This is a genomic window from Dyadobacter endophyticus (assembly GCF_014641595.1).
In the GTDB taxonomy this organism is placed as follows: domain Bacteria; phylum Bacteroidota; class Bacteroidia; order Cytophagales; family Spirosomataceae; genus Dyadobacter; species Dyadobacter endophyticus.
Window position 1 is genome coordinate 429,102 of the sequence record NZ_BMIA01000005.1, and the last position, 22,915, is coordinate 452,016.

The 22,915-nt window shown below is 50.1% G+C and carries 18 protein-coding genes; 5 read left to right on the forward strand and 13 right to left on the reverse strand.

Annotation, left to right across the window (positions count from 1 at the left end):
• Positions 1–23: 23 nt before the first annotated feature.
• The 12 genes from rhaM to IEY24_RS28830 all read right to left on the reverse strand — a co-directional run bounded on the left by rhaM (position 24) and on the right by IEY24_RS28830 (position 16,941).
• Positions 24–344, reverse strand: coding sequence for an L-rhamnose mutarotase (gene rhaM, locus IEY24_RS28775; protein ID WP_188938731.1), 321 nt, complete (start codon positions 342–344; stop codon positions 24–26).
• A gap of 22 nt (positions 345–366) precedes the next feature.
• Positions 367–1,842: a DUF1501 domain-containing protein gene (locus tag IEY24_RS28780; RefSeq protein ID WP_188938732.1), complete on the reverse strand. Its 1,476-nt coding sequence runs from the start codon at positions 1,840–1,842 to the stop codon at positions 367–369.
• A 43-nt stretch (positions 1,843–1,885) separates the two neighbouring features.
• Positions 1,886–4,633, reverse strand: coding sequence for a DUF1553 domain-containing protein (locus IEY24_RS28785; RefSeq protein WP_188938733.1), 2,748 nt, complete (start codon positions 4,631–4,633; stop codon positions 1,886–1,888).
• 276 nt (positions 4,634–4,909) lie between these two features.
• Positions 4,910–6,478 carry a RagB/SusD family nutrient uptake outer membrane protein gene (locus IEY24_RS28790; protein WP_188938734.1) on the reverse strand — a complete coding sequence of 523 codons (1,569 nt, stop codon included), beginning with the start codon at positions 6,476–6,478 and terminating at the stop codon, positions 4,910–4,912.
• A 26-nt stretch (positions 6,479–6,504) separates the two neighbouring features.
• A complete protein-coding gene (locus IEY24_RS28795; protein WP_229223317.1) occupies positions 6,505–9,885 on the reverse strand; it encodes a SusC/RagA family TonB-linked outer membrane protein in 3,381 nt (1,126 codons plus the stop codon).
• Between the two features lie 222 nt (positions 9,886–10,107).
• A complete protein-coding gene (locus IEY24_RS28800; RefSeq protein WP_188938735.1) occupies positions 10,108–11,160 on the reverse strand; it encodes a FecR family protein in 1,053 nt (350 codons plus the stop codon).
• Positions 11,161–11,358: 198 nt separating this feature from the next.
• Positions 11,359–11,934: an RNA polymerase sigma factor gene (locus tag IEY24_RS28805; protein ID WP_188938736.1), complete on the reverse strand. Its 576-nt coding sequence runs from the start codon at positions 11,932–11,934 to the stop codon at positions 11,359–11,361.
• 109 nt (positions 11,935–12,043) lie between these two features.
• On the reverse strand, positions 12,044–14,953 hold the full coding sequence (locus IEY24_RS28810) for a PVC-type heme-binding CxxCH protein (RefSeq protein WP_188938737.1): 2,910 nt from the start codon (positions 14,951–14,953) through the stop codon (positions 12,044–12,046).
• Between the two features lie 114 nt (positions 14,954–15,067).
• Positions 15,068–15,952 carry a sugar phosphate isomerase/epimerase family protein gene (locus IEY24_RS28815; protein ID WP_188938738.1) on the reverse strand — a complete coding sequence of 295 codons (885 nt, stop codon included), beginning with the start codon at positions 15,950–15,952 and terminating at the stop codon, positions 15,068–15,070.
• Positions 15,953–16,031: 79 nt separating this feature from the next.
• Complete coding sequence (locus IEY24_RS28820) at positions 16,032–16,391, reverse strand: YraN family protein (RefSeq protein WP_188938739.1); 360 nt, start codon at positions 16,389–16,391, stop codon at positions 16,032–16,034.
• Positions 16,392–16,412: 21 nt separating this feature from the next.
• A complete protein-coding gene (locus tag IEY24_RS28825) occupies positions 16,413–16,745 on the reverse strand; it encodes a type II toxin-antitoxin system RelE/ParE family toxin (protein ID WP_188938740.1) in 333 nt (110 codons plus the stop codon).
• Positions 16,711–16,941 (reverse strand): hypothetical protein, encoded by a 231-nt coding sequence (locus IEY24_RS28830; protein WP_188938741.1) that lies wholly within the window; start codon positions 16,939–16,941, stop codon positions 16,711–16,713. The genes IEY24_RS28825 and IEY24_RS28830 overlap by 35 nt, the downstream gene beginning before the upstream one ends.
• Positions 16,942–17,119: 178 nt before the next feature.
• On the opposite strand from IEY24_RS28830, the gene lipB reads away from it, so the two are divergent.
• The 4 genes from lipB to rnr all read left to right on the forward strand — a co-directional run bounded on the left by lipB (position 17,120) and on the right by rnr (position 21,477).
• Positions 17,120–17,842 (forward strand): lipoyl(octanoyl) transferase LipB, encoded by a 723-nt coding sequence (gene lipB, locus IEY24_RS28835; protein ID WP_188938742.1) that lies wholly within the window; start codon positions 17,120–17,122, stop codon positions 17,840–17,842.
• Complete coding sequence (locus IEY24_RS28840; protein ID WP_188938743.1) at positions 17,842–18,255, forward strand: hypothetical protein; 414 nt, start codon at positions 17,842–17,844, stop codon at positions 18,253–18,255. The genes lipB and IEY24_RS28840 overlap by 1 nt, the downstream gene beginning before the upstream one ends.
• An 89-nt stretch (positions 18,256–18,344) precedes the next feature.
• Positions 18,345–19,079: a 3'-5' exonuclease gene (locus IEY24_RS28845; protein WP_188938744.1), complete on the forward strand. Its 735-nt coding sequence runs from the start codon at positions 18,345–18,347 to the stop codon at positions 19,077–19,079.
• A 10-nt stretch (positions 19,080–19,089) separates the two neighbouring features.
• Positions 19,090–21,477, forward strand: a complete 2,388-nt coding sequence (gene rnr / locus IEY24_RS28850; RefSeq protein ID WP_188938745.1) for a ribonuclease R — start codon at positions 19,090–19,092, stop codon at positions 21,475–21,477.
• Here the strand turns inward: rnr and IEY24_RS28855 are convergent, their stop codons facing one another.
• Entirely contained in the window at positions 21,478–21,726 is a 249-nt protein-coding gene (locus tag IEY24_RS28855) for a hypothetical protein (protein WP_188938746.1), read from the reverse strand.
• A gap of 265 nt (positions 21,727–21,991) precedes the next feature.
• Here IEY24_RS28855 and IEY24_RS28860 point away from each other — a divergent pair, with 265 nt between their 5' ends.
• Positions 21,992–22,891, forward strand: a complete 900-nt coding sequence (locus IEY24_RS28860) for a 3-keto-disaccharide hydrolase (protein WP_229223318.1) — start codon at positions 21,992–21,994, stop codon at positions 22,889–22,891.
• Positions 22,892–22,915 lie beyond the last annotated feature (24 nt).

The following is a 22,915-nucleotide window of genomic DNA, read 5'->3' on the forward strand; positions in this document are numbered from 1 at the left end:
GGATGTATTTAAATTTCAATGCGTTACAATCTGAAAACCTCCGGGCACGGAATGGCCACCGGGGAATTGTCAGAGTTCACGTCCATAATGTCGGCCATATAGTCCCACCATCTTTTCATAATGGGAAGAGCAGGAAGGCTGGCGGTAGTATCGTTCTCGCCAAATTTTTGAAATGCGAAAAGCGCGAGCGTTGCCTCATCGAGAAAAATATAGTACTCGGTAACTCCGGCTTCCTTTAAAAGCTGGCTCAGTTCCGGCCATATTTCGTCGTGCCTCTTTTTGTATTCCGCTTCAAATCCGGGTTTGAGCTGCATCCGGAATGCCTTAACTGTTTCCTGCGCCATAATTTGGATTAAATGCTGCTATTTATGCGATCACCTGTTTTACTACTTTGCCTTCGGTGTCCGTCAGCCTGAAATTCCTGCCCTGGAAAGGATAGGTGAATTTCTCATGGTCAAAACCCATTAAATGCAGGATCGTGGCCTGCAAATCATGAACGTGTACCCGGTCTTTCGCGCCGTAATAGCCCAGTTCGTCGGTTTCGCCATGGCTGTAACCTTGTTTCACACCGCCACCGGCCATCCACATCGTGAATGCGTCCAAATGATGATCGCGGCCCATGAATGGCATAACCAATCCATTCCTGTTTTCCTGCATGGGAGTCCTTCCGAATTCCGCTCCCCAAATGATGAGCGTTTCTTCTAAAAGCCCGCGCATTTTCAAATCTTTGATCAATGCGGCAATCGGCTGATCCGATTCCCGGCATTTCTGGCGCAAACCACCTTCCACATTATGGTCTTTCGATGTCCCATGCCCATCCCAGCCCCAGTCGAATAACTGCACAAAACGCACATCATTCTCGACTAGTTTTCGTGCCAGAAGACAGTTCATTGCAAAAGTGCCCTCTCCTGGTTTCACACCATACATATCCAATATAAACTGAGGTTCTTTCGAAACATCCATTACCTCAGGAACCGACATTTGCATCCGGAAAGCCATTTCGTACTGGCTGATGCGGGTCAATATCTCCGGGTCTTTTACATCTTCGTAAGTCTGGCGGTTTATTTCATTGATCGCCTCAATGGTCTGCTTGCGCATATCGCGGTTCATGCCGCTTGGATCGCTCACATACAAAACGGGATCGCCGCCTGTACGGCACTGCACACCCTGGTACACCGAAGGCAGAAAGCCGCTTCCGTAGACGCTCTTTCCGGCATCAGGCTGTTGCCCTCCCGACGCCAATACAATGAAACCCGGCAAATTCTGATTTTCAGATCCCAGCCCATATACCGACCAGGCTCCCAGACTCGGCCGCCCCAGCCGCGCGCTTCCCGTATGCATCAGCAGCTGCGCAGGTGCGTGATTAAACTGGTCCGTATGCATTGCTTTCAGAAATGTGATCTCATCGGCAACTGTCTGCAAATAAGGAACATAGTCAGACATCCACGCGCCCGACTGGCCATACTGCGCAAATTTTCCCTGCGGGCCCAACATTTTGGGCACTCCCTGGATGAATGCGAATTTTTTCCCTTCCAGAAACTCGGCCGGACAATCCTGACCGTGGTATTTCACCAGTTCTGGTTTATAGTCGAACAATTCCAGTTGCGAAGGCGCACCGGCCATATGAATGTAAATTACGCGTTTGGCCTTCGGGGCAAACTGCGGGATTTTGGCTGCGGCTGCATTTCCGGACACATTCGTTCCGGCATTGGAAGCGCCGCAAGAACCCAGCAAAGAACCCAGCCCCAACGCGCCCAACCCAAATCCTGCCGACTGCAGAAAGTGCCTGCGGGTTTGCCGGTGCAGGTCTGCATATTGAAGTTCTTTCAGTAGCTTTTCCATTTGTTTTGCTCTCTAGCCCCAGGCTGAAGCCTGGGGTTGGGGGTTATTCTTTTGTTACTACGTTGTCCAGGTTTAGCATTACGTTGGCTGATACGGTGAGGGCGGCCAGTTCGGGCGATCTTTCCTTGCCGTATGCCAGAATGCTGTCCGCGTCGACCGGTTTTTTCCGATAAACGTCCAGCGCATCCTTGTATACCTTCACCAGTACATTCAGGTTCTTTTTTTCAATGGTCTGAAATGTCAGCATTCGGTATCCCTCGGCCAATTGCTGCTCCGGCGTTTTCCCTCTTTTCTGCATTTTAGTAGCCAGTTTTTCGGCCGCTTCCAGGTACACCGGATCATTTAAAGTCACCAGCGCCTGCAAAGGTGTATTAGTCAATATCCTTCTGGATTGACAAAATTCACGGCTGGGCGCGTCAAATGTGACCATCGACGGATACGGTGCGGTGCGTTTCCAATACGTGTAAACACCTCTTCTGTACCGGTCTTCACCTTCGCTCAATACCCATTTCTCACCGCTATACGGCGATTGCCAAATCTTGTCGGGCTGAGGTGGCATTACGCCCGGGCCGTACATTTTGTTTGAAATCAATCCGCTGCATGCAAGTGCCTGATCGCGCACCTGCTCTGCGCTCAGCCTTACCCGCGGGCCACGTGAGATATAGACATTGTAAGGATCTTTTTCGAGTTTATCATGATCCGTTTTCGAACTCTGCCGGTAGGTAGCCGACATTACAATGGTTTTCAGTAGTTTTTTGACACTCCAGTGATCGGTTTCGATAAAATCCGCTGCCAGCCAGTCCAATAGTTCCGGATGGCTCGGCTCCGCGCCCTGCGATCCGAAATCTTCCACCGTTTCCACGATCCCCTTACCAAAAAGCTGCTCCCAGAAACGGTTTACAATCACTCTTCCGGTCAGCGCATTGTCACGGCTCACAATCCATTTGGCCAGGCCGAGACGGTCGCGGGAATATTCTTTCGGCATCGGAGCCAGCAGCTTGGGGACATCCGGCTTTACTTCCGCTCCTTTGACCATCCAGTTGCCGCGCACGAAAACATTGGTTTTTCTCGCAAAATCATCTTTTCCCTCCCAGATTACAGGCATCCCTTCTACTGGCCGGGTCAGTACTGTGGCATAATCAGAGACAATTTGCTCATAACCAGGCTGACCTGCACCTGGTATTCCTTTTTGAAAAGATACCCACGTAATACGAAGCCATTCGGTGGGAGCTTTCGGACTATTTAATGATAAGTAAATGTCATGTTTCCCGGTTGCCTGATTTACCGGAGCAATGATGACAGTATCGCGGGTCGGGACCTTGATCGTCGACAGTACGGGCCCATCGAGTTTATCCAGATGTAATGTCAATACCGCGTTTTCAGCTTTGGTCGAAACATTCATCAACACATTATCCACACCGGTTAGGTTAACCTGCGGAATTCGTGCATTGCCTTTGTCTTTTACACCATAGTAGGAGATCTGCAGAACGGTAGACTGGTCGCCCTTCACAAAGTTATGTGCATTGATCTTCGGCTCCATGACCTTCATGAACTTCACTTTGGCTTCGAGTTCCTCCGGTTTGTATTTATTAATCCAGCCTTTGACACGCTCCACCCGGGCCGAGTCTTCGCCCTTGTACAGCCTTAATTTTGGCCATTCATCCCACACATCTTCGTCACGGGAGTTGTTGAAAAACGCGGCATATTTGTAATAATCTTCATGCGGAATCGGATCGTACGGGTGGCTGTGACATTGAATGCAACCAAATGTAGTACCCTGCCAAACTTCCCAGGTTGTATTCACACGGTCGATCAATGCGGCATTACGAAACTCTTCGTCGTCGGTTCCACCTTCATTGTTAGTCATCGTATTCCGGTGAAAACCAGTAGCTATCATGTTTTCTTCCTGCGGAAAACCGTCTCTCTTTTCAGGCAGCAGATCACCGGCCAGCTGTTCGATCGTAAAACGATCGAACGGCTTATCCTCATTGAAAGATTTTACGACATAATCGCGGTAACGCCACATCGTGCGGCCGCCATCGCTTTCATAACCTTTGGTATCGGCATAGCGCGCCAGGTCCATCCACATCGAGGTCCATCTTTCCCCGTAGGCCGGAGATTTGAGCAGTCTGTCGACCACTTTTTCGTAAGCATCGGCCGATTTGTCATTTTCGAAATCCAGCACTTCCTTTTCGGTTGGCGGCAAACCGGTAATATCCAGGCTCACCCGCCTTAGCAAAGTGGCGCGATCAGCCTCCGGGGAAGTTGACAGCCCCTTTTCTTTCAGCTTTGCTACTACGAAATGGTCGATTTCATTTTTCGCCCAGGCTTTGTCGCCGGTATTGAGAAGGCCGAACAGATTACTGAAACTGTTCAGCGAGGGCACATCCGGCCTTTCTATTTTTTTGTAGGACCAATGCGTTTCCCATTCGGCACCCTCGTTGATCCAGTCTTTCAGGATACCGATTTCCTTATCGTTGAGCGGCGTGCCGTTTTTGGGCATCTTCTCGTCGGGATCATCAGAAAGAATACGCCGGATCATCTCGCTGGCGTGGGCATCGCCGCGCACAACGGGTATTTTGCCCGATTTACCTGGTTCCAGCATTTCGTGCTCGAACAGGAAGCTCACGTCACCGGCCTTTTTCACGCCGCCATGGCAGCCCATGCAATGCTTGTTGAGGATCGGTTTGACGTCGGCATTGTAATCCACCTTCTTCTGCCACCCAGCCCATGAAAAGTACATTACCGGTACTGCCACCACCACTAAACCGATCAAAAATCTGGTCTGCATTGATTTAATTTTAAATAATTATTTCTTTAAGAATTACAAAAATACCAAGAGGTCTATCAATACGAAACAATTGTTTATACAAACTCGTAAAATGTTTATACAAACTCCGAAAACTATTAATATCCTGCGAAAAACTCTAAATGTAATCGTAACGCCCCGTCGCGACGCGACCCAATGAACAAGCAGCACACTTGGCTTATCCTGCTGTTTTCATTACTAAAAGACTGAATTTAAACAAAATTACCCACTAAATCCGGTCAGCGACGGGGCATTTCGTTACTGCCAAATGGCGTTCTGCTTTACATTCGGATTGCCCAGCAGCTCCTTTTGCGGCAGCGGCAGCACATAATCACGCTCCTTGGGTGCGCGGTCGAGCTTGTACTTTTCGGCAAAGTGTTTGATCTCCTTTCCGAGGTAATCCTGCGGCCCGCCCAGCTTGCTTTTCCGGCGCAGCTCAGGGTACATTACCTGTTCAAAAACAAACTCCTGCATGCGCTCGTGGATGATCGCATCACGCAATGCCGCTTGACCGAGGCCTTTTAAAGCCGCCAGACCGGCGCGGGCGCGGACCTTATTGATCGACGCGAATGCATCGCCCTGCCCGCTTTCGTTACAGGCCTCGGAATGGCTCAGCAGAATGTCGGCGAGGCGGATGTAAATCGTGTTTTTCTCCGTAGCCGCATTGCTTTTATCGAGCTCGACGATCTTAGCCGCCCATGCTTTTCCGAAAATCATCTGCGCCGGGTCCTTCGGGTTCGCATCCGATTTCACGACGCCACCAAAACGCGAGAGGTTATAATCCGCCTTTTCGCTCCAATGCACGATCGGGTAAGTGCCGTTGATCTTCCCAAAACGGCCCGTTGGATAGCTCTCGATGAATGTTCCCTCAATACGCTTGTCTTTGGGATCATAACTCGCGCGGAATTCCTGGGTGGCGCTCAGCCAGCTCCATCCCGATCCACCCAGTTCGCTTGGGAAATCCTCGGGATTGAAGTGCATCGAATGCACATTGAACTCATTCGGGTTGGCCGTGGCCGAAACCTGTGCTTCAAAGATCCTTTCGCCCTGGTTTTCATGGGCAAGGTCAAAATTGTGGGAAAAATCGGCGAACAGCGTAATACCACTATTGTTGATAATATCCTCTCCAGTGGCCTTCGCTTCTGCCCATTTTTCATCCCAGAGCTGGGTTTTCATCAAAATAGATTTCGCTGCCCATTTCGTCGCACGGCCAATATCCGCACCGGTATAGCTGGCCGGCAGCAATTCCGCCGCCGCTTTGGTATCGGCATAAATTTGCCCGATCACCGCCGCTTTTCCACCGCTGTTGGACGGAAGCTCAGAAATATTCTGCGTCGATTTGGTCGTCAGCGGCACATTATCGAAATAGCTTATCAGGCTGTAATAATAGAACGCTCGCAAAAACAGCGCTTCCCCTTTTACCCGTTTGATCAAAGCGTCGTTCGCAGGATCTTTCATAGCTTCGGCAGTTTCGATGATCGCATTCGCCCGGTTGATCGATCGGTAGCAAATTCCCCAGTAAGCCTCGATGTATTCATCGGCCGGGTTCACATTGCCCAGGTTGTATTGCAGCGGCCCTTTCTCCCATCCTACCTGGTAACCTATCAGACATTCAAATACATAACGATCATAGAAGTAGCCCGAGTATTGCGAATTGAGATCGTCGTAAACCGCATTCACACCCAGCGCGAGTTCCGTCGCCGTTTTGTAAAAGGTGTCAGGGTTGATAAAATCGGGTTTCTCCTTCAAATCCGAGCAGCCTGCAACAGCAAACAGCAATGCCGAAAGGCCCGTCAATCTGATTTTATATAAAAATGACTTTTTCATAAAAAACTGATTTTCAATTTGAAATATTAAATACCAAGATTAACGCCCACTGTGAACATGCGCGACCGCGGGTAAGCGTCGTAATCGTCGCCGCGGTTGAGGTTGTTCTGGCCCTGGTTGTTCACTTCGGGGTCGAAACCTTTGTATTTGGTGATCAGAAAGAGGTTCTGCCCGCTCACATACACGCGCGCGTTGCGGATGTAGGCGCTCTTGATCGGGAGTGTGTACCCGAGTGAGAGGTTCTGAAGGCGTACGAACGAGCCGTCCTGGATGAAAAATGACGACCGGCGGAAAGAAATGAAATCGCGGCGGCCATCAATTACCGGACGGGGAGCATTCGGATTTTCCGGCGTCCACGAGTCTGTCAGGATATTGGCGATTTGATTGATCTTTTGCACGCCGTCACCCATTTCGGATTGTTGCAGGTTGCGAATCTTGTTGCCATGCACGCCCCGGAAAAACACCGAAAGGTCGAAGCCTTTGTATTTCAAACTGGTGTTGAAGCCCCAGGTCAGTTTCGGGTTCGGGTCGCCGATGATCTTGAAATCGTCCGTCGTATACTTGCCGTCGCCGTTCACGTCCTCATATTTGGGGTAACCTGCTCTTGCTGAGTAGCTCTTGCCTTCCTCATCCGACTGAAACAAACCGACGTAGTTATACCCGCTCCAGACGCCGATCGGATTGCCGCCCTGTACCCAGCTGCCCAGCACACCGAGGTGACCGCTGGTACTGTTGGAAAAGAATGGCGTGCTCATACCGAGGTCGAGGATTTTATTACGCAAAACGGACACGTTGCCACTCACATCCCAGGTCAATGCACTGGTACTGATCAACTTATAGCTAGCCGAGAATTCGAGACCCTTGTTACTCAGCGAGCCGGAGTTAAGCATAATAGTGCTGAAACCGGTGCTTTGCGGGATGGAAACATCTAGCAGCAGGTCCGTGGTTTTGTTTTTAAATGCGTCGATTGTCAAGCTCAAACGATTGTTCAGCAATGCGAAATCGAGACCGACATTCAGCATCGAAGTACTTTCCCATTTCAAATCCGAGTTCGGGATGCGGTTAGGCGCATAGCCTGAAACCAGTGACGGCACTCCCCCGAAAACATAATTATAAGGTACCAGGCCAGCAACCGAGCGGTACACCGGAATTTGCGAATTACCGGTAAGCCCATAGCTTGCACGGATCTTGAAATCGTCGAACACCTTGCCAAGACCAGCATTTTTGAAAAAATCCTCATTCACAACGCGCCAGCCGATTGCGGCCGAAGGGAAAGTCGCCCATTTGTTATTCGGCCCGAATTTCGAAGAACCGTCGCGGCGAAGCGTCACAGTAAGCAGGTAGCGATCTTTGAAGTTGTAATTGACCCGCCCCAGCATCGACATCAGCTCCCATTCAATGCGTCCGGAATTAGGTACCAACGGTCGGCTGCCATTTTGCATATTCACCGCGTCGATATCGTCGGATGGAAGTCCGCGGGTAGCATTGGATTCGAAATAATTGATCTCCTTTTGATAGGTATAGCCGAGTGTAACGTCGAGGTAATGCCCTTTGGCAACCTCTTTGTTGTAGGTTAAAATGTTCTCATTCAGGATATTATTCGAATTACGGTTCGCTTTCTGTAACTCACGGCCATTCTGGCGGCCGATGTAAGTGAAGTTGTTGTAGAATGTAGTCCGGCGTGCATTCACAATGTCGAGACCTAGACTGGTGCGGAATTTCAGGCCTTCCAGGATGTTCACACTCAGCGCCGAAGTACCGAAAAGGCGGTTGGTATAATCCTTGTCATAGCCCTCGGTGGCCTCTGCCAGTGGGTTGGTGAGAAAGCGCTGATCGTAACTTGCATATTGGTACGCGCCGTTCTGATCATAAACCGGGCCGGTCGGGTCAAGGCCCAATGCGGAGATTACAATGCCACCCGGTCCGCCGCGGTCGGTAGGCACATTGCTGCTCCCCGAGCGGTTGAACGACCAGCTATTTGTGAGCGTAGCCTTACCTTTGAGGAAATCGTTGTCCAGGTTCATCCGGAAACCGTAACGGTTGAAATCCGTATTTTTGATAATACCCTTGTTATTCAGATAATTACCTACAAATGCATAGCGCATTCCCTTGTTCCCGCCTGTAAACGATAGCTGGTGATTGGAAAGCCCGCCAGTGCGTGAAATCACGTCCCACCAGTCGGTACCCGCTCCAATCTGCGAGATTTGCGCGTCGGTATAGCGCGGGTTTCCTCCCTGGCTGCGTTCCAGCATATTAATGTAACGGGCATAATCGGAGCCGTTAAGGACCTTCACCTCGCGTGCGATGGTTTGGAACGAGTACGAACCGTCGTAGTCCACGCGGCTCTGGCCTTCTTTTCCGCGTTTGGTGGTGATCAGGATCACGCCATTTGCACCGCGGGAACCGTAAATGGAGGTCGCCGAAGCATCTTTCAGTATTTCAATGGATTCGATTTCGTTGGGATTAATGGTCGCCATTGCATTGGTAGGCTGGCGGTTGCCGCTGGTACCCAATGCGCCATTGTCGGGGTAAATAGGAAAGCCGTCGATCACGTACAGCGGCTCGCTGCCGCTATTAATGGAGTTGGCGCCACGCACACGAATCGAAATCCCTCCACCCGGCGCGCCCGAGGTTTGTGTCACCTGAACGCCCGGCGCCCGCGACTGTATCGCCTGGTCTACCGAAGTCACCGGCATTTCGCGGATCGCGTCGCCTTTAATACTCGCCACCGATCCCGTCAGATCACTCTTCCGTACCGAACCGTAACCCACCACCACCACTTCTTCAAGCGCCTGGTTATCCGGCTGCATTACGACCGACAAATTCGTCTGCCCGCCGACGGTTACCTCCTGGGGTTTATAGCCTACAAAACTGAAAACCAGCACTGCATTCTGTTCGGCCACGTCGAGGCCAAATGCACCTTCCTGGTCGGTAGTAGTACCTTTTTGAGTCCCTTTGATGATCACACTCACACCGGGCAGGCCCGAATTGTTTTCATCCACCACCTTCCCTTTGATTTGCGCGACGGCTGGATTAACAATAGTTTCCGTCGCTTCGGGCTGTTGCGGCTCGGTAACAGCACCCGTTTCTGCCGTCAGCAAAATACGGCCTGCCGTTAGTTCATAGGCAATGTGGAGCGGATCAAGCAGGGAGCTCAACGCCGTCGACAGCTTCTGCCGGTTGATATGAACATCGATCGTCCGCTCGGCGCGGATATTCTTCTGGCTGTACGCAAACTTCACGTCGGCCTGCCCTTCGATGTCACGCAGGACATTTCTCAGTTCCGCATTCTGTGCATGGATCGTCACCATTCTCTCCATGATTTCCTGCGCGCGCCCCTCGCTCGCTGCGTGGGTAAGCGTCGTGAAAACCACTGCAAAAAGGATTTGGGCAAATGTTATTTTCATGACCATGCATAGTGATGCACACCATTTTAACTGTTGGGTTTTTTGCATATTTTTGAAGGTTCTATTTGTGAAAAACAGGACATCCGCCGGCTTATCATCTTTCCAGGACTTGTAAGCGGGCATTTTTCGAAGCCGGTAGTGGTGGTACACTATCGGTTTCTTTGTTTTTGGGTAACACGGTAGTTATAGTGCCATAGTTAAGGGTTTAGGTTTCGATAAAACTCAGTCGCAGCCGCGGCCGTTGATCAGAATGCGTGTACCTTTCACTTCGTAATCAGCGCCGTTGGATTTGCAAACGAGCGCCAGCTTGTCGTAAAGCTGCATGTCGCTAAGGTCGCCGGTGAAGCTGCAATGCGCGATGCGGTCGTTCTCAAAAACGATCTCGATCCCATAGGCTTCCTGCAACGCCTGCGCTATTTTTTCCAGCTTTTCATCATTAAAAATCATTTTCGTTTCCTGTGCGGCCTGCGATGTTTTCACCGGCTCCGGCACCAGGCCGGTCATGAGGTGGCGGCTTTCGGAGAAATAGGTGACCCGCTGGTTGGGTGTGAGCACTACGCCGTTATCCTGATTATCGATCGAATCACTTTCACTGAATGCTTCCCGGTTTTCAAAAACGGAAACTTTTCCGGTCACAACTTCCACTTCCAGCGCCTTATCCTTTGTATTTGTTTTAATTCTGAAACTAGTCCCGAGTACGCGGGTAATAATTTTACCGCTGTACACGAGGAAAGGCTGGTCGGGATTGCGGGTTATTTCGAAGAATGCATTGCCCGACAGCTGTACCGTTCGCTTATCGCCCGAGAATGTGGCCGGAAAAACAATGCTGGCGCCCGGTTCGAGGATAACCGTGCTTCGATCGCTGAGCGTTAGCCGCTTCGGCACATTCGTGTTGTTCTCTTCGGTAATCAGCCGGCCGTCCGGCGCCTGTACGAACATTTTTTCCCGCATCACTCCCTGCTTGGCTCCCCGATTTCCAAAGAATACCCAGAAACTAACCACGATCAGCACGGCCGCGGCAGCTGAAAGGTACACCGCCGCCCTGCTCCACCAGGTCCGGACAATAACCGGCTCAGCGAATTCTGCAACGGGGGTTTCATTGGCCAGTCTGCCTAACATTCTTTCCTCCATCTCGCGCTTTTCCTGGTCGTTGAGCACTTCCAGCCCATCAGCATTGAGGCTTTCATACCACAAATGGATTTTCAGCATTTCCTCTTTGGTACATTGCCCTTCCCGGTATTTCAGGAGCAGGGCCTGCCATTCCTTATTGTTCATTGATGTGTATCGGATAAAATCAGGCCTTTGAATGATAAGCCGAAGAAACAGCGCTATTCCCTAAATAGATTTAGAAAATATTTGAATAGTGCAATTAAACTACCCTTTTGGGGTGAAAGTTCCTTGAAAAAGATAATCAGGTAGAAGGGAGGAAGGAGGAAAGGGAGGATGGAGGAAGGGGAGGGTGAGAGGAACAGGCTAGAACAACCCGGCAGCAGTCATGAGGAGGACCATCACCTCTTTCAAATGCGTCCGTACCAGGCGCACGGATTTGGTAAGATGGTATTCAACCGCCTTCTCCGACAGCCCGAAGCGGGTAGCAATGCGGGAAATGGGCCAGTATTCCAGCTTGTGCAAGCGAAAAATTTCGCGCGTTTTCTCGGGGAGGATGTGCAGGCATTCGTCGATCACGCGCAGCAAATCGTCCAGTGCAAGCTGATTTTCAGTATTTAAGTCCTGAATATCGTGGAATGACCCGTAGTAATCAACGTACTCGAAAGTGCGGCCCTTGATGCGGATATAGTCGATGACCTCGTAACGGACAGCGGAAAAAAGGTAGTAGTTCAAATTTTCGACACGCAGGGTATCCCGTTCCCGCCAAAGACGCAGAAAAATATCCTGCACGATCTCCTCGGCCGCCTCCTTGTTACGCAACTTGCGATATGCAACCAGGAACATATCGTACCAATAGGCCTTGTAAACCGTCGTAAATGCTTCCGCATCCCCATTTTGCAATGCGAGGAGCAGGTGGCCGGCTTTGTCGTTATCCACCATTTTGGCTGGTTATATTTCGTATGGGAAACAGGATTCTGGCAAAGTTATAATTATTTGTTTCTATTATCCAGTAAATGCGTTTTCACTTTATTAATCCTGTATTGCACTTTCACTTGAAATTCAACAAATATCCCGTCAAATCGGCCAGATCCTGCTCATTAAGGCCCAATGCCGTCGGCTCAGGCATTAATGACGAGGGCATTTTCTCGCGGGTTTTGATCTGATCGGCTTTGATTGTATGCTGCTGGCCGGCGGCATCTTTCAGGACCACATTCGCGCCGTCGCTCATCAGGAAGCCGAAATAGGTATCGCCCTTTTTGGTCACGATCGTGTAGCTTTCGTAGCCGAAAACCATGCTGGCCGACGGGTTCACGATGGCGTCGAGCAGCCCTGCTTTATCGAATTTCTTATGGATCGTAGTCAGATCCGGCCCGATTTCGGCACCGGTTTTGCCATGCTTATGGCAGGCGGCGCAGGTTGTCGAGAAGATTGTCTTCCCGTGTGCCGGGTCCGCAGTCATTCTTGAGATAAAATCGGTTTTCAAAACTTTGCCGTTTCTTGGAAAAAACTGACTCGCGACCACACGTACATTCTGATCCGGATTTTTGAAAATGATTTCACTGACGGCTCTGGCAATCGTGTCCGGCAGCTGGCCTTGCACGCGCATGTCCACGAGGATATTGCCGCCATTCATGTCCGACGCCATTCGCCGCGCGGTTTCAATGCGCTGCGGCATCGGCTGCGCTTTGTCGGCGACGGTCTTTTTAAGGTCAAGCATGCGTTTGAAGGCGGGCGTCATTACCTGGGCGGTGGCTTCTTCCCAGTTCATTAAGTCGGCCCAATCGTTACTTTTGCGGAAGTTGATCCAGTAGGAAGCCTGCGAAGCCACATCCAGCAAGGAGGATTTCGACAAAACGATCATCGCTTCGGCCGCTTTTTTATCTTTGATAAAACCAATGGCTGTCAATGCCTTACGGCGCTCGGGCTCCGAAACTTTGGCCGATCCGGCTCTCACTTTCAACTCCTCTACCGCCATCACCGGGTGCAATCGCCATGCCAGACCCGCACGCTGGGGTTTCCAGTTAGGCGGATCAGCCTTGAATGCCTCGCGTACGAATGCGTACACCTGGGCCTCCTTTCCGTCAGCCGCCGTCCCGATCGCTTCCAGCATCCATGGGTCTTTGCCGTCGTAGTTTTTAATAAGATTTGAAATGCTACTAGATGCCTGATCGTAAGGAACATCCCGCAATGCAATGCCCACTTCCCGCCTTACAGACGGTTCGGCGTCTTTGGACATTTGTTCGAAATAAGCATTAGCCTTACCCGTAGATTTGAGAGCTCGAAAAGCCGTGAGCCTGTGTTTTGCATTCGGCGACGACAGTAATTTCACCACTTCCGCATTGCCCTTGTCACCCAATTGTGCCAAAAGCCAGATAGCACGTGCCTGATGATAGGGATTTTCAGCTGTAAGTAATTGTTTTACTTCTTCTGCCGCGCTCGCTCCTTTCGCCCTTAACCCTTCAAAAGCCAAAGCACGGACATTAATAGCCGGGTTTTTCAATGCATCGATAAGTCCCGCAGTGGTCGTGAAATCCAGCTTTGGCGTCGTTAGTTTCCTATTTTTGGGTGTTATGCGGTAAATGCGGCCGTAGCCCTTTTTGTCCTTCATCGCATGCCCGCCGACGACCGGATCGTACCAGTCGGCCACGTAAATGGCTCCATCGGGCCCCACGGCCACGTCCGACGGCCGGAACCATTTGCGGTAATCCTGGTCGGTTTCGTACCATTCATACCGCTCCGAAACTTTGGGAAATGAGCTGATCAAATCGCGGCGGTTCAATGCAAAACCGGCTCCCTGCGGCTGGGGCTGGTAGCCGAAGACCACATTCCGGCCCGCTTCGCAGCTTAGCAATGTACCGCGGTAGCTTTTACCTAATTCATCTCCTTCATAAAACACAATTCCCGTCGGCGACCCCGCGCCGGAATTGTCGCCAGCCGGCATTACGCCCGGGTCTTCCTGATGCCAGTGGGTGGTGAAAATGTCCTGCCCAGGGCGGCGATCCGCTTGCCAGTAGCGGGTCCCGTCGGCCGAGAAGTAGCCTGCATTCCCATTTTCCTGCAAGAACGAAACGCGGCAGGTGATTACCTGATCGTCGTTATCGTTCTGCCACATATTGCCGTAGCTGTCGAGGCAAACCTCGTAGCTGTTGCGAAAGTTATGGCCAAGCACTTTCAGCCCGGTACCGTCGGGGTTAATACGCAATGCAAGCCCGCCGACCCAAATCCGGCCGTCGTCGGACTTCTGGTTCCCTTCGTTTTTCTTGTTATAAGGCGTGCCGCCGGTGTAAAGGCTGCCGCTCCGCAATGTCCAGCCGCTTTTGTCGGTGACGTTATGCGGACCTGCGTTGCCGGTATTGAAATAATATTTCCCATCCGGCCCGACGATCAACGAATGCAACGAATGGTCGTGGTCGAAACCGCCGAAGCCGGTCAGAAAAACTTCACGTCGATCGGGTTTATCGTCGCCATTCGTGTCCGTGTACACAAGCAGGTTAGGTGCGCAGGAAACGATCGTTTTATTCCCGATTACCGCAATGCCGAGCGGGGCTGTCAGCAGCGAATCCTCCACATATACCTTCGAAGATTCGGCCCTGCCATCGCCATCTTTGTCTTCCAGGATCATCACCCGATCACCCTTCTGCTTGTGACTGAGGCGCTCGGCAGGTTTCGTATTGAAATCGCGGTAATTGACCGCTTCTGTGATCCACACCCGGCCTTCGGCATCGATATCCATGTTGGTCGGGTTATAAAACATGGGCGCTTCGGCCCATAATGTGGCTTCGAGATCGTCGGGCACGTACAAGCGTGAGGAGTCGCCGGCGGCAGAGACCGGTGCGGACGATTGTTTTGGTGGCTCCTGATGATTTTGAATTGAAATAATACCGAAAGCGGAAGCCAGTAAAATACTTCCTGCTAAAATACCGGTTTTACGGAGCGGTAATGCGCTGGTAATGTTCATCGCGGGTTGTTAAAAAGGGAGAAAAGGGAGGATGGAGGAAAGGGAGGAAAAGGAGGAAGGAGGATGGATTTTTTCTTCTCCCCTTCCTCCCTTTCCTCCTCTCTTCCCAATCACTCACGTTGCAAATAATCCTTTGAGATATTGGAGGTTATGTTGATAGCACGGGATAATCTCCGCACCCTGCGGCGTGGCGCCTTCGATCTGCATCCAGCCTTCGTAACCGATGTCTTTCACGGCTTTCGCCACCCGCGGCCAGTCCAGGGGGCCTTCGCCGAGGCGTTGGCCGTTTTCTTTCATATGTATTTCGCAAATCAGGTCTTTGCCGAGCATCGGTATTTCCCTGAAAATATCATGGCCGGCATCAGTTGAATTCCGGAAATCGTAATAAACCTTCACCGCCTTCGAAGCAACCGCATGGATAATGTCCAAATGCTCCTGCCCACTCAGCCATGATTCGATACCCAAAGTAATGCCCTGCTTCTCGGCGTGCGGGGCTACTTTTTTCAAACGTTCTATGACCGCTTTTTTACCCGCGTCGTCATTACGCAAATCGCCCTCCGAAAAGAATGCAAGCAAAATCACCTTCACTCCCAACGCTTTGGCCGCATCCACGCTGTTCCAGACCCATTCTTCCGTTTTCGGCTGAGATTTATACGGCACGCGGTTCAGCTCGCCGATTGCCAGGCTTGATACCTTCACTCCCGTGCGGGCGGACGCGTCGCGGATAACCTGTAAGGTTTCGGGCGCCGAAAGGCCTTTTTCGTCCTTTCCGGTGTTATAGCTCACCTGAATGCCGTGCAATCCGATCTGTTTCGCCCGTTCAAATGCCTCCGGGTTCAGCTGCCGTCCTACCGACCAGTCACAAGCGCCGATCTGGTATTTGGGAGCAGCTAAACGGTCTGCATTTAATGCGTCGTCCCTGTCAAATACCGTCGAGGCCAGCAGCATTGCGCTGCTTTTGAGCATTCCCCGCCGGTTCAGTACCAAACCATCTTTCATTACAGTCAGATTTTGAATACTTAAAGAATATCTTCAAAATATGCTGTGATTTGGTTTCTACTTATGCCTATGGGTAACGTTACCGGCTGAATGCGTCCTCAATATGCCGGACATCGGTGGTTCCGTCGGGTAATATGACGATCGAAACAATGTCGAAACGGACGTCCTGATCCCAATCGGCGTCGAAAATGTATTGTTCCGCAGCACGCATGATGAGCTTCGCCTTGGTTGCATTCACGAATTCTTCCGGCATGCCAAATGCTGTACCGGTGCGCGTTTTTACTTCCACGAAGACGAGCATTTCATCTTTCGTGACGATCAGATCGATTTCCGACTGCCAGTGGCGGTAGTTTTTAGCGATTATTTTGAAGCCCTTTTCGAGCAGGAAGGATGCCGCGGTAGTTTCGCCCCAGCGGCCGAGGTCATTGTGTTGTGCCATAATGTGTGTGGTTAAAAGATTCTAACTACGACCAAGAGAAGATAACAATTCCTTCAACTCTATCGGCGACAAAGATTTCCGCTCGCTTTTATCAAAGATTGTAAGCAAATAAATGGTGATCTCTGAAACGTGGACATAATAGATCACACGGGCGCCGCCAGACTTCCCCCTACCTTTGGAGGCAATGGAAAGCCTTCTCTTGTAACAACCTTGCCCTAATGAAATTCCATTTCCCGGATCCCCGGCAAGCAGTAATACCAGTTCCCTGAATTCGCCAGATAATGAAGGATATTTCTTTAAAAGTCTTTTAAGTCTGGAATCAAACTCCGGCGTCGTCTTTACAAAGTATCTCATTTAGCAACTCTTCTGCGTCCCGGGCTTCGAGTTTGCCTTCTTTGATCAGTTGCAATTCTTCCAATGCAGTTCTCGTGCTATCAATCACCTCAAACTGAAAGGGCGTAAAAGGCTTTACTTTGACATACGGAAGCCGTCTCAGTAAGCCTAAAACGAACTGGGCCTTTTCGTCTTTGATATCGAGTAAAACCTTCATAGTCACAGATTTTAGTTGCACTAACAAATTTAACGAACATTTAGCTAATAAATTAGCGTTGTGAAACCGGGACATGTGTGTACAATCTGTTTCATAACCGGAAGCATCCGGCTCTGACATTTAGACGTCACTTCTACAAATTGGTAACGCCCTGGCCCAAAATTTTTTTTACATTGAAATGAATACCATAATCAATAAAAAAGTACAGTTCCAGAACCTTGGTCTGATCGACTACCAGGAGGCGTGGGATTACCAGGAGAAAATTTTTGCGGAGACGTTGGCAATTAAGACGCAAAATCGGGGTCTGGATGCAGAAAATCAGCAACTGACACCAAATTTCGTGCTTTTCTGCCAGCACCCACATGTATATACGCTTGGTAAGAGTGGAAAGCCCGACCATTTGCTGCTGGCGGAGGAGGATTTAGCGGCTAAACAGGCCAAGTATTATCGGATCAACCGCGGCGGGGATATTACCTACCATGGGCCGGGACAAATTGTGGGCTATCCAATCCTGGACCTCGATAATTTCTTCACGGACATACATGTGTACATGCGTACGCTCGAAGAGTCTATTATTCTTACATTAGCCGAATACGGTGTGCAAGCGGGCCGCATTGCCGGACTAACTGGCGTCTGGATTGATTTTCAGGAGCAAAAAAATCCCAGGAAGATCTGCGCATTGGGTGTGAAGGCGAGCCGCTGGGTGACCATGCACGGCTTTGCATTGAATGTGAATACCGATCTGTCCTATTTCGGGAATATTGTACCCTGTGGGATTGATGACAAGGCCGTTACGTCGCTGGCGGCGGAGCTGGGCAGGGAAGTGGATTTGGAAGAAGTTTCAGTTAAATTAAAAACCCATCTGGCACAGTTGTTCAGCATGGAATTGCTAGTAGCGTAATGAAGAAGGATATTATTTTTCACCCTGTGAAGGGAATACAAGTCGCCATTGTGCGGAGGACCAACGACTTGAATGCGGAAGAATGGAACGTGATCGTGATCAACCGCAACGACGAGCCGGTTACCAGCGTCTTTGTGACCTCGAAAGGGTATAGCAACAGCGAATCAGGGGTGAATACCGATCAGCGGACATCGACATTAAGGCATTTTTTCCCCGAAATACCCTCTGGCGAACACGTGGTGGTGGAACCTATTATGCCGGACGTCTTTCATTTGAATAATGAGTTTTGGGTGAGCTATTTCATTGGGAGCCAGATTTTTGACAAAAAATTCATTTTCGTCCCGGATAGCATCGTGGAGGAAAACATGATGACGATCGATCCGCTGGGGCTGGAAGGTGTTTTGCACGAGTAGTGTTCTTTCGTGCAGGGTTTTAAACAGGATGTATTATCATTTCGATATTTTGCATAATATTGAAAATCATCATTAAAACCCTACACACTATGACAGAAGATTTCAAACGCCGCGCCAAAAATTTCCTGCTCCTCGACATTGAAACAGTCTGTTCCCACGCGAGCTACGATGAACTCCCCGAACGGATGCAGAAGCTTTGGGACAAAAAGGCCCTGACGCTCAAAAAAGGTGACGATTCGATCTCCAATGCCGATTGCTTTTACGACCGCGGCGCCATTTATGCGGAGTTTGGAAAAATCATTTGCATTGCGTTCGGCGCTTACTATTGGAACGAAAAAGATGAGATTGCGTTTAAGGTGAGTAGCTTCGCCGGAAACGACGAAGTTCAGTTGCTGCTGCAATTCAAGGCGCTGATTGAAAAATACCCCGCCGAACAGCTTATCCTCTGCGCCCACAACGGCAAAGAATTCGACTTCCCGTTCATTTGCCGACGGATGCTGATCCACCGCATCGAAATCCCAAAAGCATTGCATATCACGGGTAAAAAACCCTGGGAGCTTCTCCACCAGGATACGATGGATCTGTGGAAATTCGGTGATTACAAAAACTACACCTCACTCGATTTGCTGGCTGCTGTTTTTGATATCCCCGGAAGCAAAAACGAAATGAGCGGCGACCAGGTGACAAAGGTTTACTACGAGGAAAATGATCTGGCTAAAATTTCCCGATATTGCAGAGAGGACGTGGTAGTGCTGGCACAATTGTATCTTCGGCTACATTGCTTTGACCAAATCCCCGAAGGAAATATCCTGAGGGTTGAATAATATTGAATACATGAGAGAAAAAAAGATTGTAAAGAACCTCCAACCGGAGAAAAGAGAGGCTTCGGCCCCTCATCACATTGTTTCTTACATAGATAATTTAAAGGCGGACATTGCCGCGTTCTTTGATCTGAACGCCGAGCATGCTTTCAGGCCTTTCGACGTGCACGACCATTTCGGGGTGCACGACAAAAAAGTGCGGGTGCTTTTCAACGAAATCCTGCATGAACTGGAACAGGATGGCAGGCTGATTTATAACAAAAACGGCACTTATGCCTCTGTGCCTGAGAAAGCGAAGCCGCACGGGCTGACCGGCCGCGTAGATCGCGTCAACAAAGGGTTTGCTTTTGTAATCATCGAAGGCCGCGAAGACGATATTTATGTAGACCTGGAATTGCTGAATGGCGCCTGGGACGGCGATATTGTGCGGATTCAACCACTTTCGAAGAATACGCGCAATTTGAGGTCGCGTGGCGATTCCGGCCGTAACCGTACAGAAGGCCGCGTTACAGAAATTGTAGAGCGGTCCAATGCGGAAATTGTCGGTGTTATTGAAATTAATCCACGTTTTGCAGTCGTACAGCCCGATAGCAAAAAACTTTACGACCCGATTTTCCTCGAACCCGACGAGGTTGGAGAGGCGCGCCATGGCGATAAAGTAATCGTGAAGGTCAAAGAATGGCCTACACGCCGAAGCCAGGCAGAGGGAGAAATTGTTTCCGTGCTCGGAAAGGCGGGTAATAACGATGTGGAAATGCACGCGATCCTCGCTGAGTTTGGCTTACCCTACCATTTCCCGGAAATCGTGGAAGCGGAGGCACAGAAAATTCCGGATAAAATTGCCAAAAAGGATATTGCCAAACGTCGTGATATTCGCGACGTGCTGACTTTCACCATCGACCCTGTCGACGCCAAAGACTTTGACGACGCATTGTCGGTAAGGTATCTTGATGAGGATGTCGTAGAAGTGGGCGTGCATATTGCCGACGTTTCGCATTACGTGCTGCCCGGAACCGAGCTTGAAAAAGAGGCATTTCGCCGTGCAACGTCCGTTTACCTGGTTGACAGAACGGTGCCTATGCTTCCGGAAAAGCTTTCGAATAACCTCTGCTCCCTCCGGCCAAATGAAGACAGGCTGGCATTTTCGGCAATTTTTGAGATTACCTCCAAAGGCAAGTTGCTGAAAGAGTGGTTTGGAAGAACGATAATCCATTCCGACCGGCGTTTCAGCTACGAAGAGGCACAAGCTGTGCTCGATTCGGGCGAAGGCGATTTCCCAAAAGAGCTGGATACGCTGAACAAATTGGCGAAGCTTTTCCGGAAAGAACGCTTCAAAAAAGGCGCTATCAATTTCGAAACACCGGAAGTACGCTTTCGACTCGATCCGGAAGGTCGTCCATTGGGCATTTACACCAAAGAACGCCACGATTCGAACAAGCTGATCGAGGAATTCATGCTGCTGGCCAACAAGCGTGTGGCGGAATACGTTTACTCGCTGTCGAAAGGCGAAAACAAGAATACGATGGTGTACCGTATCCACGAAGCGCCCGATCCGGATCGTTTGCAGACGTTCGCGAACTTTGTGGCCAAACTGGGCCTGAAACTCGAAGTCGAAGAGGAAGGCAAAATCGCTAAGTCGATGAATGCTATGCTGGCAAAAGTGGAAGGTAAGCCCGAGCAAAACCTGATCGAATCGCTGGCCGTTCGCACGATGGCCAAAGCCCGGTACAGCACCGCGGACCTTGGTCACTTCGGGCTGGCATTCACTCGGTATTCACACTTCACATCACCCATTCGCCGCTATCCCGACGTGATGGCTCACAGGTTGTTGCAGCATTACCTCGACGGCGGTGCGAATGTGGATAGTGAGCAATATGAACTTGCATCGAAGCATTCCTCCGAACGCGAGCGGCTTGCTGCCGAGGCGGAGCGCGCATCGATCAAATACAAGCAAGTCGAGTACATGAGCATGATGGATCCCGAGAAGGAATTCGACGGCATCATCACCGGCGTGACCGAGTTCGGTATTTTCGTGGAAATCACGGAGACTGCTTCCGAAGGCCTCATCCGCATGACCGACCTTGGCGACGATTATTACGAGCTCGAAAAGGATAACTACCGCATTATCGGCCAGCGTACCAAGAAAATATATGCGTTTGGTGATGCGGTGAAGGTGAAGGTAAAAGAAACCAACCTCGCGCGCAGGAGTATGGATTTGTATCTTGCTGGAACCAAACCCGGCCGCAGAAGCGAATTCAGCCGCCCTGGCTTTGACCGGGAACGTGATCGCGGGCCTCGGGAACGGAAGCCTAAGGAGGCAAGAGGTTCAGGACGCGTGAAGCGGGGTGCCGGGGGAACTGGGGGTGGAAGCTCGGCTAAGGTGAAGCGGCGGAGAAGGTAGTTACTGCTCTTCTGCCACCAATGCGTTTACTCGCCGTTCGAGGTTTTTGACCCGTTCGGCGATTAAGTTTACTCCATGAAGCCAAGCGGCTGTTAAAGTTTCCGAATCTGCGTCAATTCTTCTGGTCTTCCAGAAATTCTTGCGTTCTTCCTCTGATTCCAAGGACATATATTCTCTGAAATAAGGGAGAAATATCGGATGTACCAAGGATTCCGGGTTCAGTTTTTCAAACGTTGTTTGATTTGCCATATTCGTTCAAGTATAGCGTCAATGTGTTGTTCTCTTTCTTCATCGCTCATGCTGAGTTCTCTTTGACGAGTGTTGTGAAAGTCGATTAGAATTTTTAATAGTCGATCTTCTTCTTCTAGTTCATTTCTCTCAGCATCAGACATAAATTTAACCAATAAAAAGCAATTAAAGCTTAGCCGCGAAGGTAGAAAACGGCTCCGCTTACCTTCCATTTGATGTACAAACACCCCATTTGGCTGATTAAATGGTTTTATCTGCAAAATCTATGACCTCGAAAACTTTACTGTGCCTTCTTGTCTCATTGATACCACTCACCTCATTCGCTCAGAAAAGCAATAAAGACAAAGAAGAATGGCAATCCCTCTTCAACGGCAAGGACCTTACCGGCTGGGACGTGAAAATTGCGGGCCACAAGGTGAATGACAATTACAAAAATACCTTTCTGGTCGAAGACAATATGATCCGCGTGAACTACAAGGAGTATGACAAGTTCACCACAGAGTATGGCCATATGTATTACAACAAGCCCTATTCCCACTATAAAATAAGGCTTCAATACCGCTTCACGGGCAACCAGGTTCCGGGCGGGGCGTCCTGGAATGTACGGAATAGCGGCATTATGCTGCATTCGCAATCAGCTGCAAGCCTTGGGCTCGACCAGGATTTCCCGATTTCACTCGAAATGCAATACCTTGGCGGCCTCAATGCAGGCGAGCGTAATACGGGTAACCTCTGTACACCCGGAACCATCGTGGATATCGACGGAAAGCTTGCCGAAGCACATTGCATTAACTCTACTTCCAAAACCTACAATGGAGATCAATGGGTAGATGCCGAAGCGATTGTACTCGGCGATTCGATCGTTTACCACTTGATAGGAGGCGATACGGTGCTCGTTTACACCAATCCGCGTATCGGAGGGGGTTATGTCGGCAAAAACCATACTTTTAAGGATGGAAAAGTTGGCAACGAGGCCGAATGGATCAAAAAAGATAATACCAAGCTGGGCAGCGGCTACATTGCATTGCAGGCGGAAAGTCATCCGATCGATTTCCGTAATATCGAATTACTCAATCTTAAAGGCTGTATGGACCCTAAGGCGACGAATTATAAATCGTATTACGTCGCGGCCGAGAATTCGACTTGTACCTATAAAAAGAAATAACCTGGATCGTGCGGGCAATAAAAC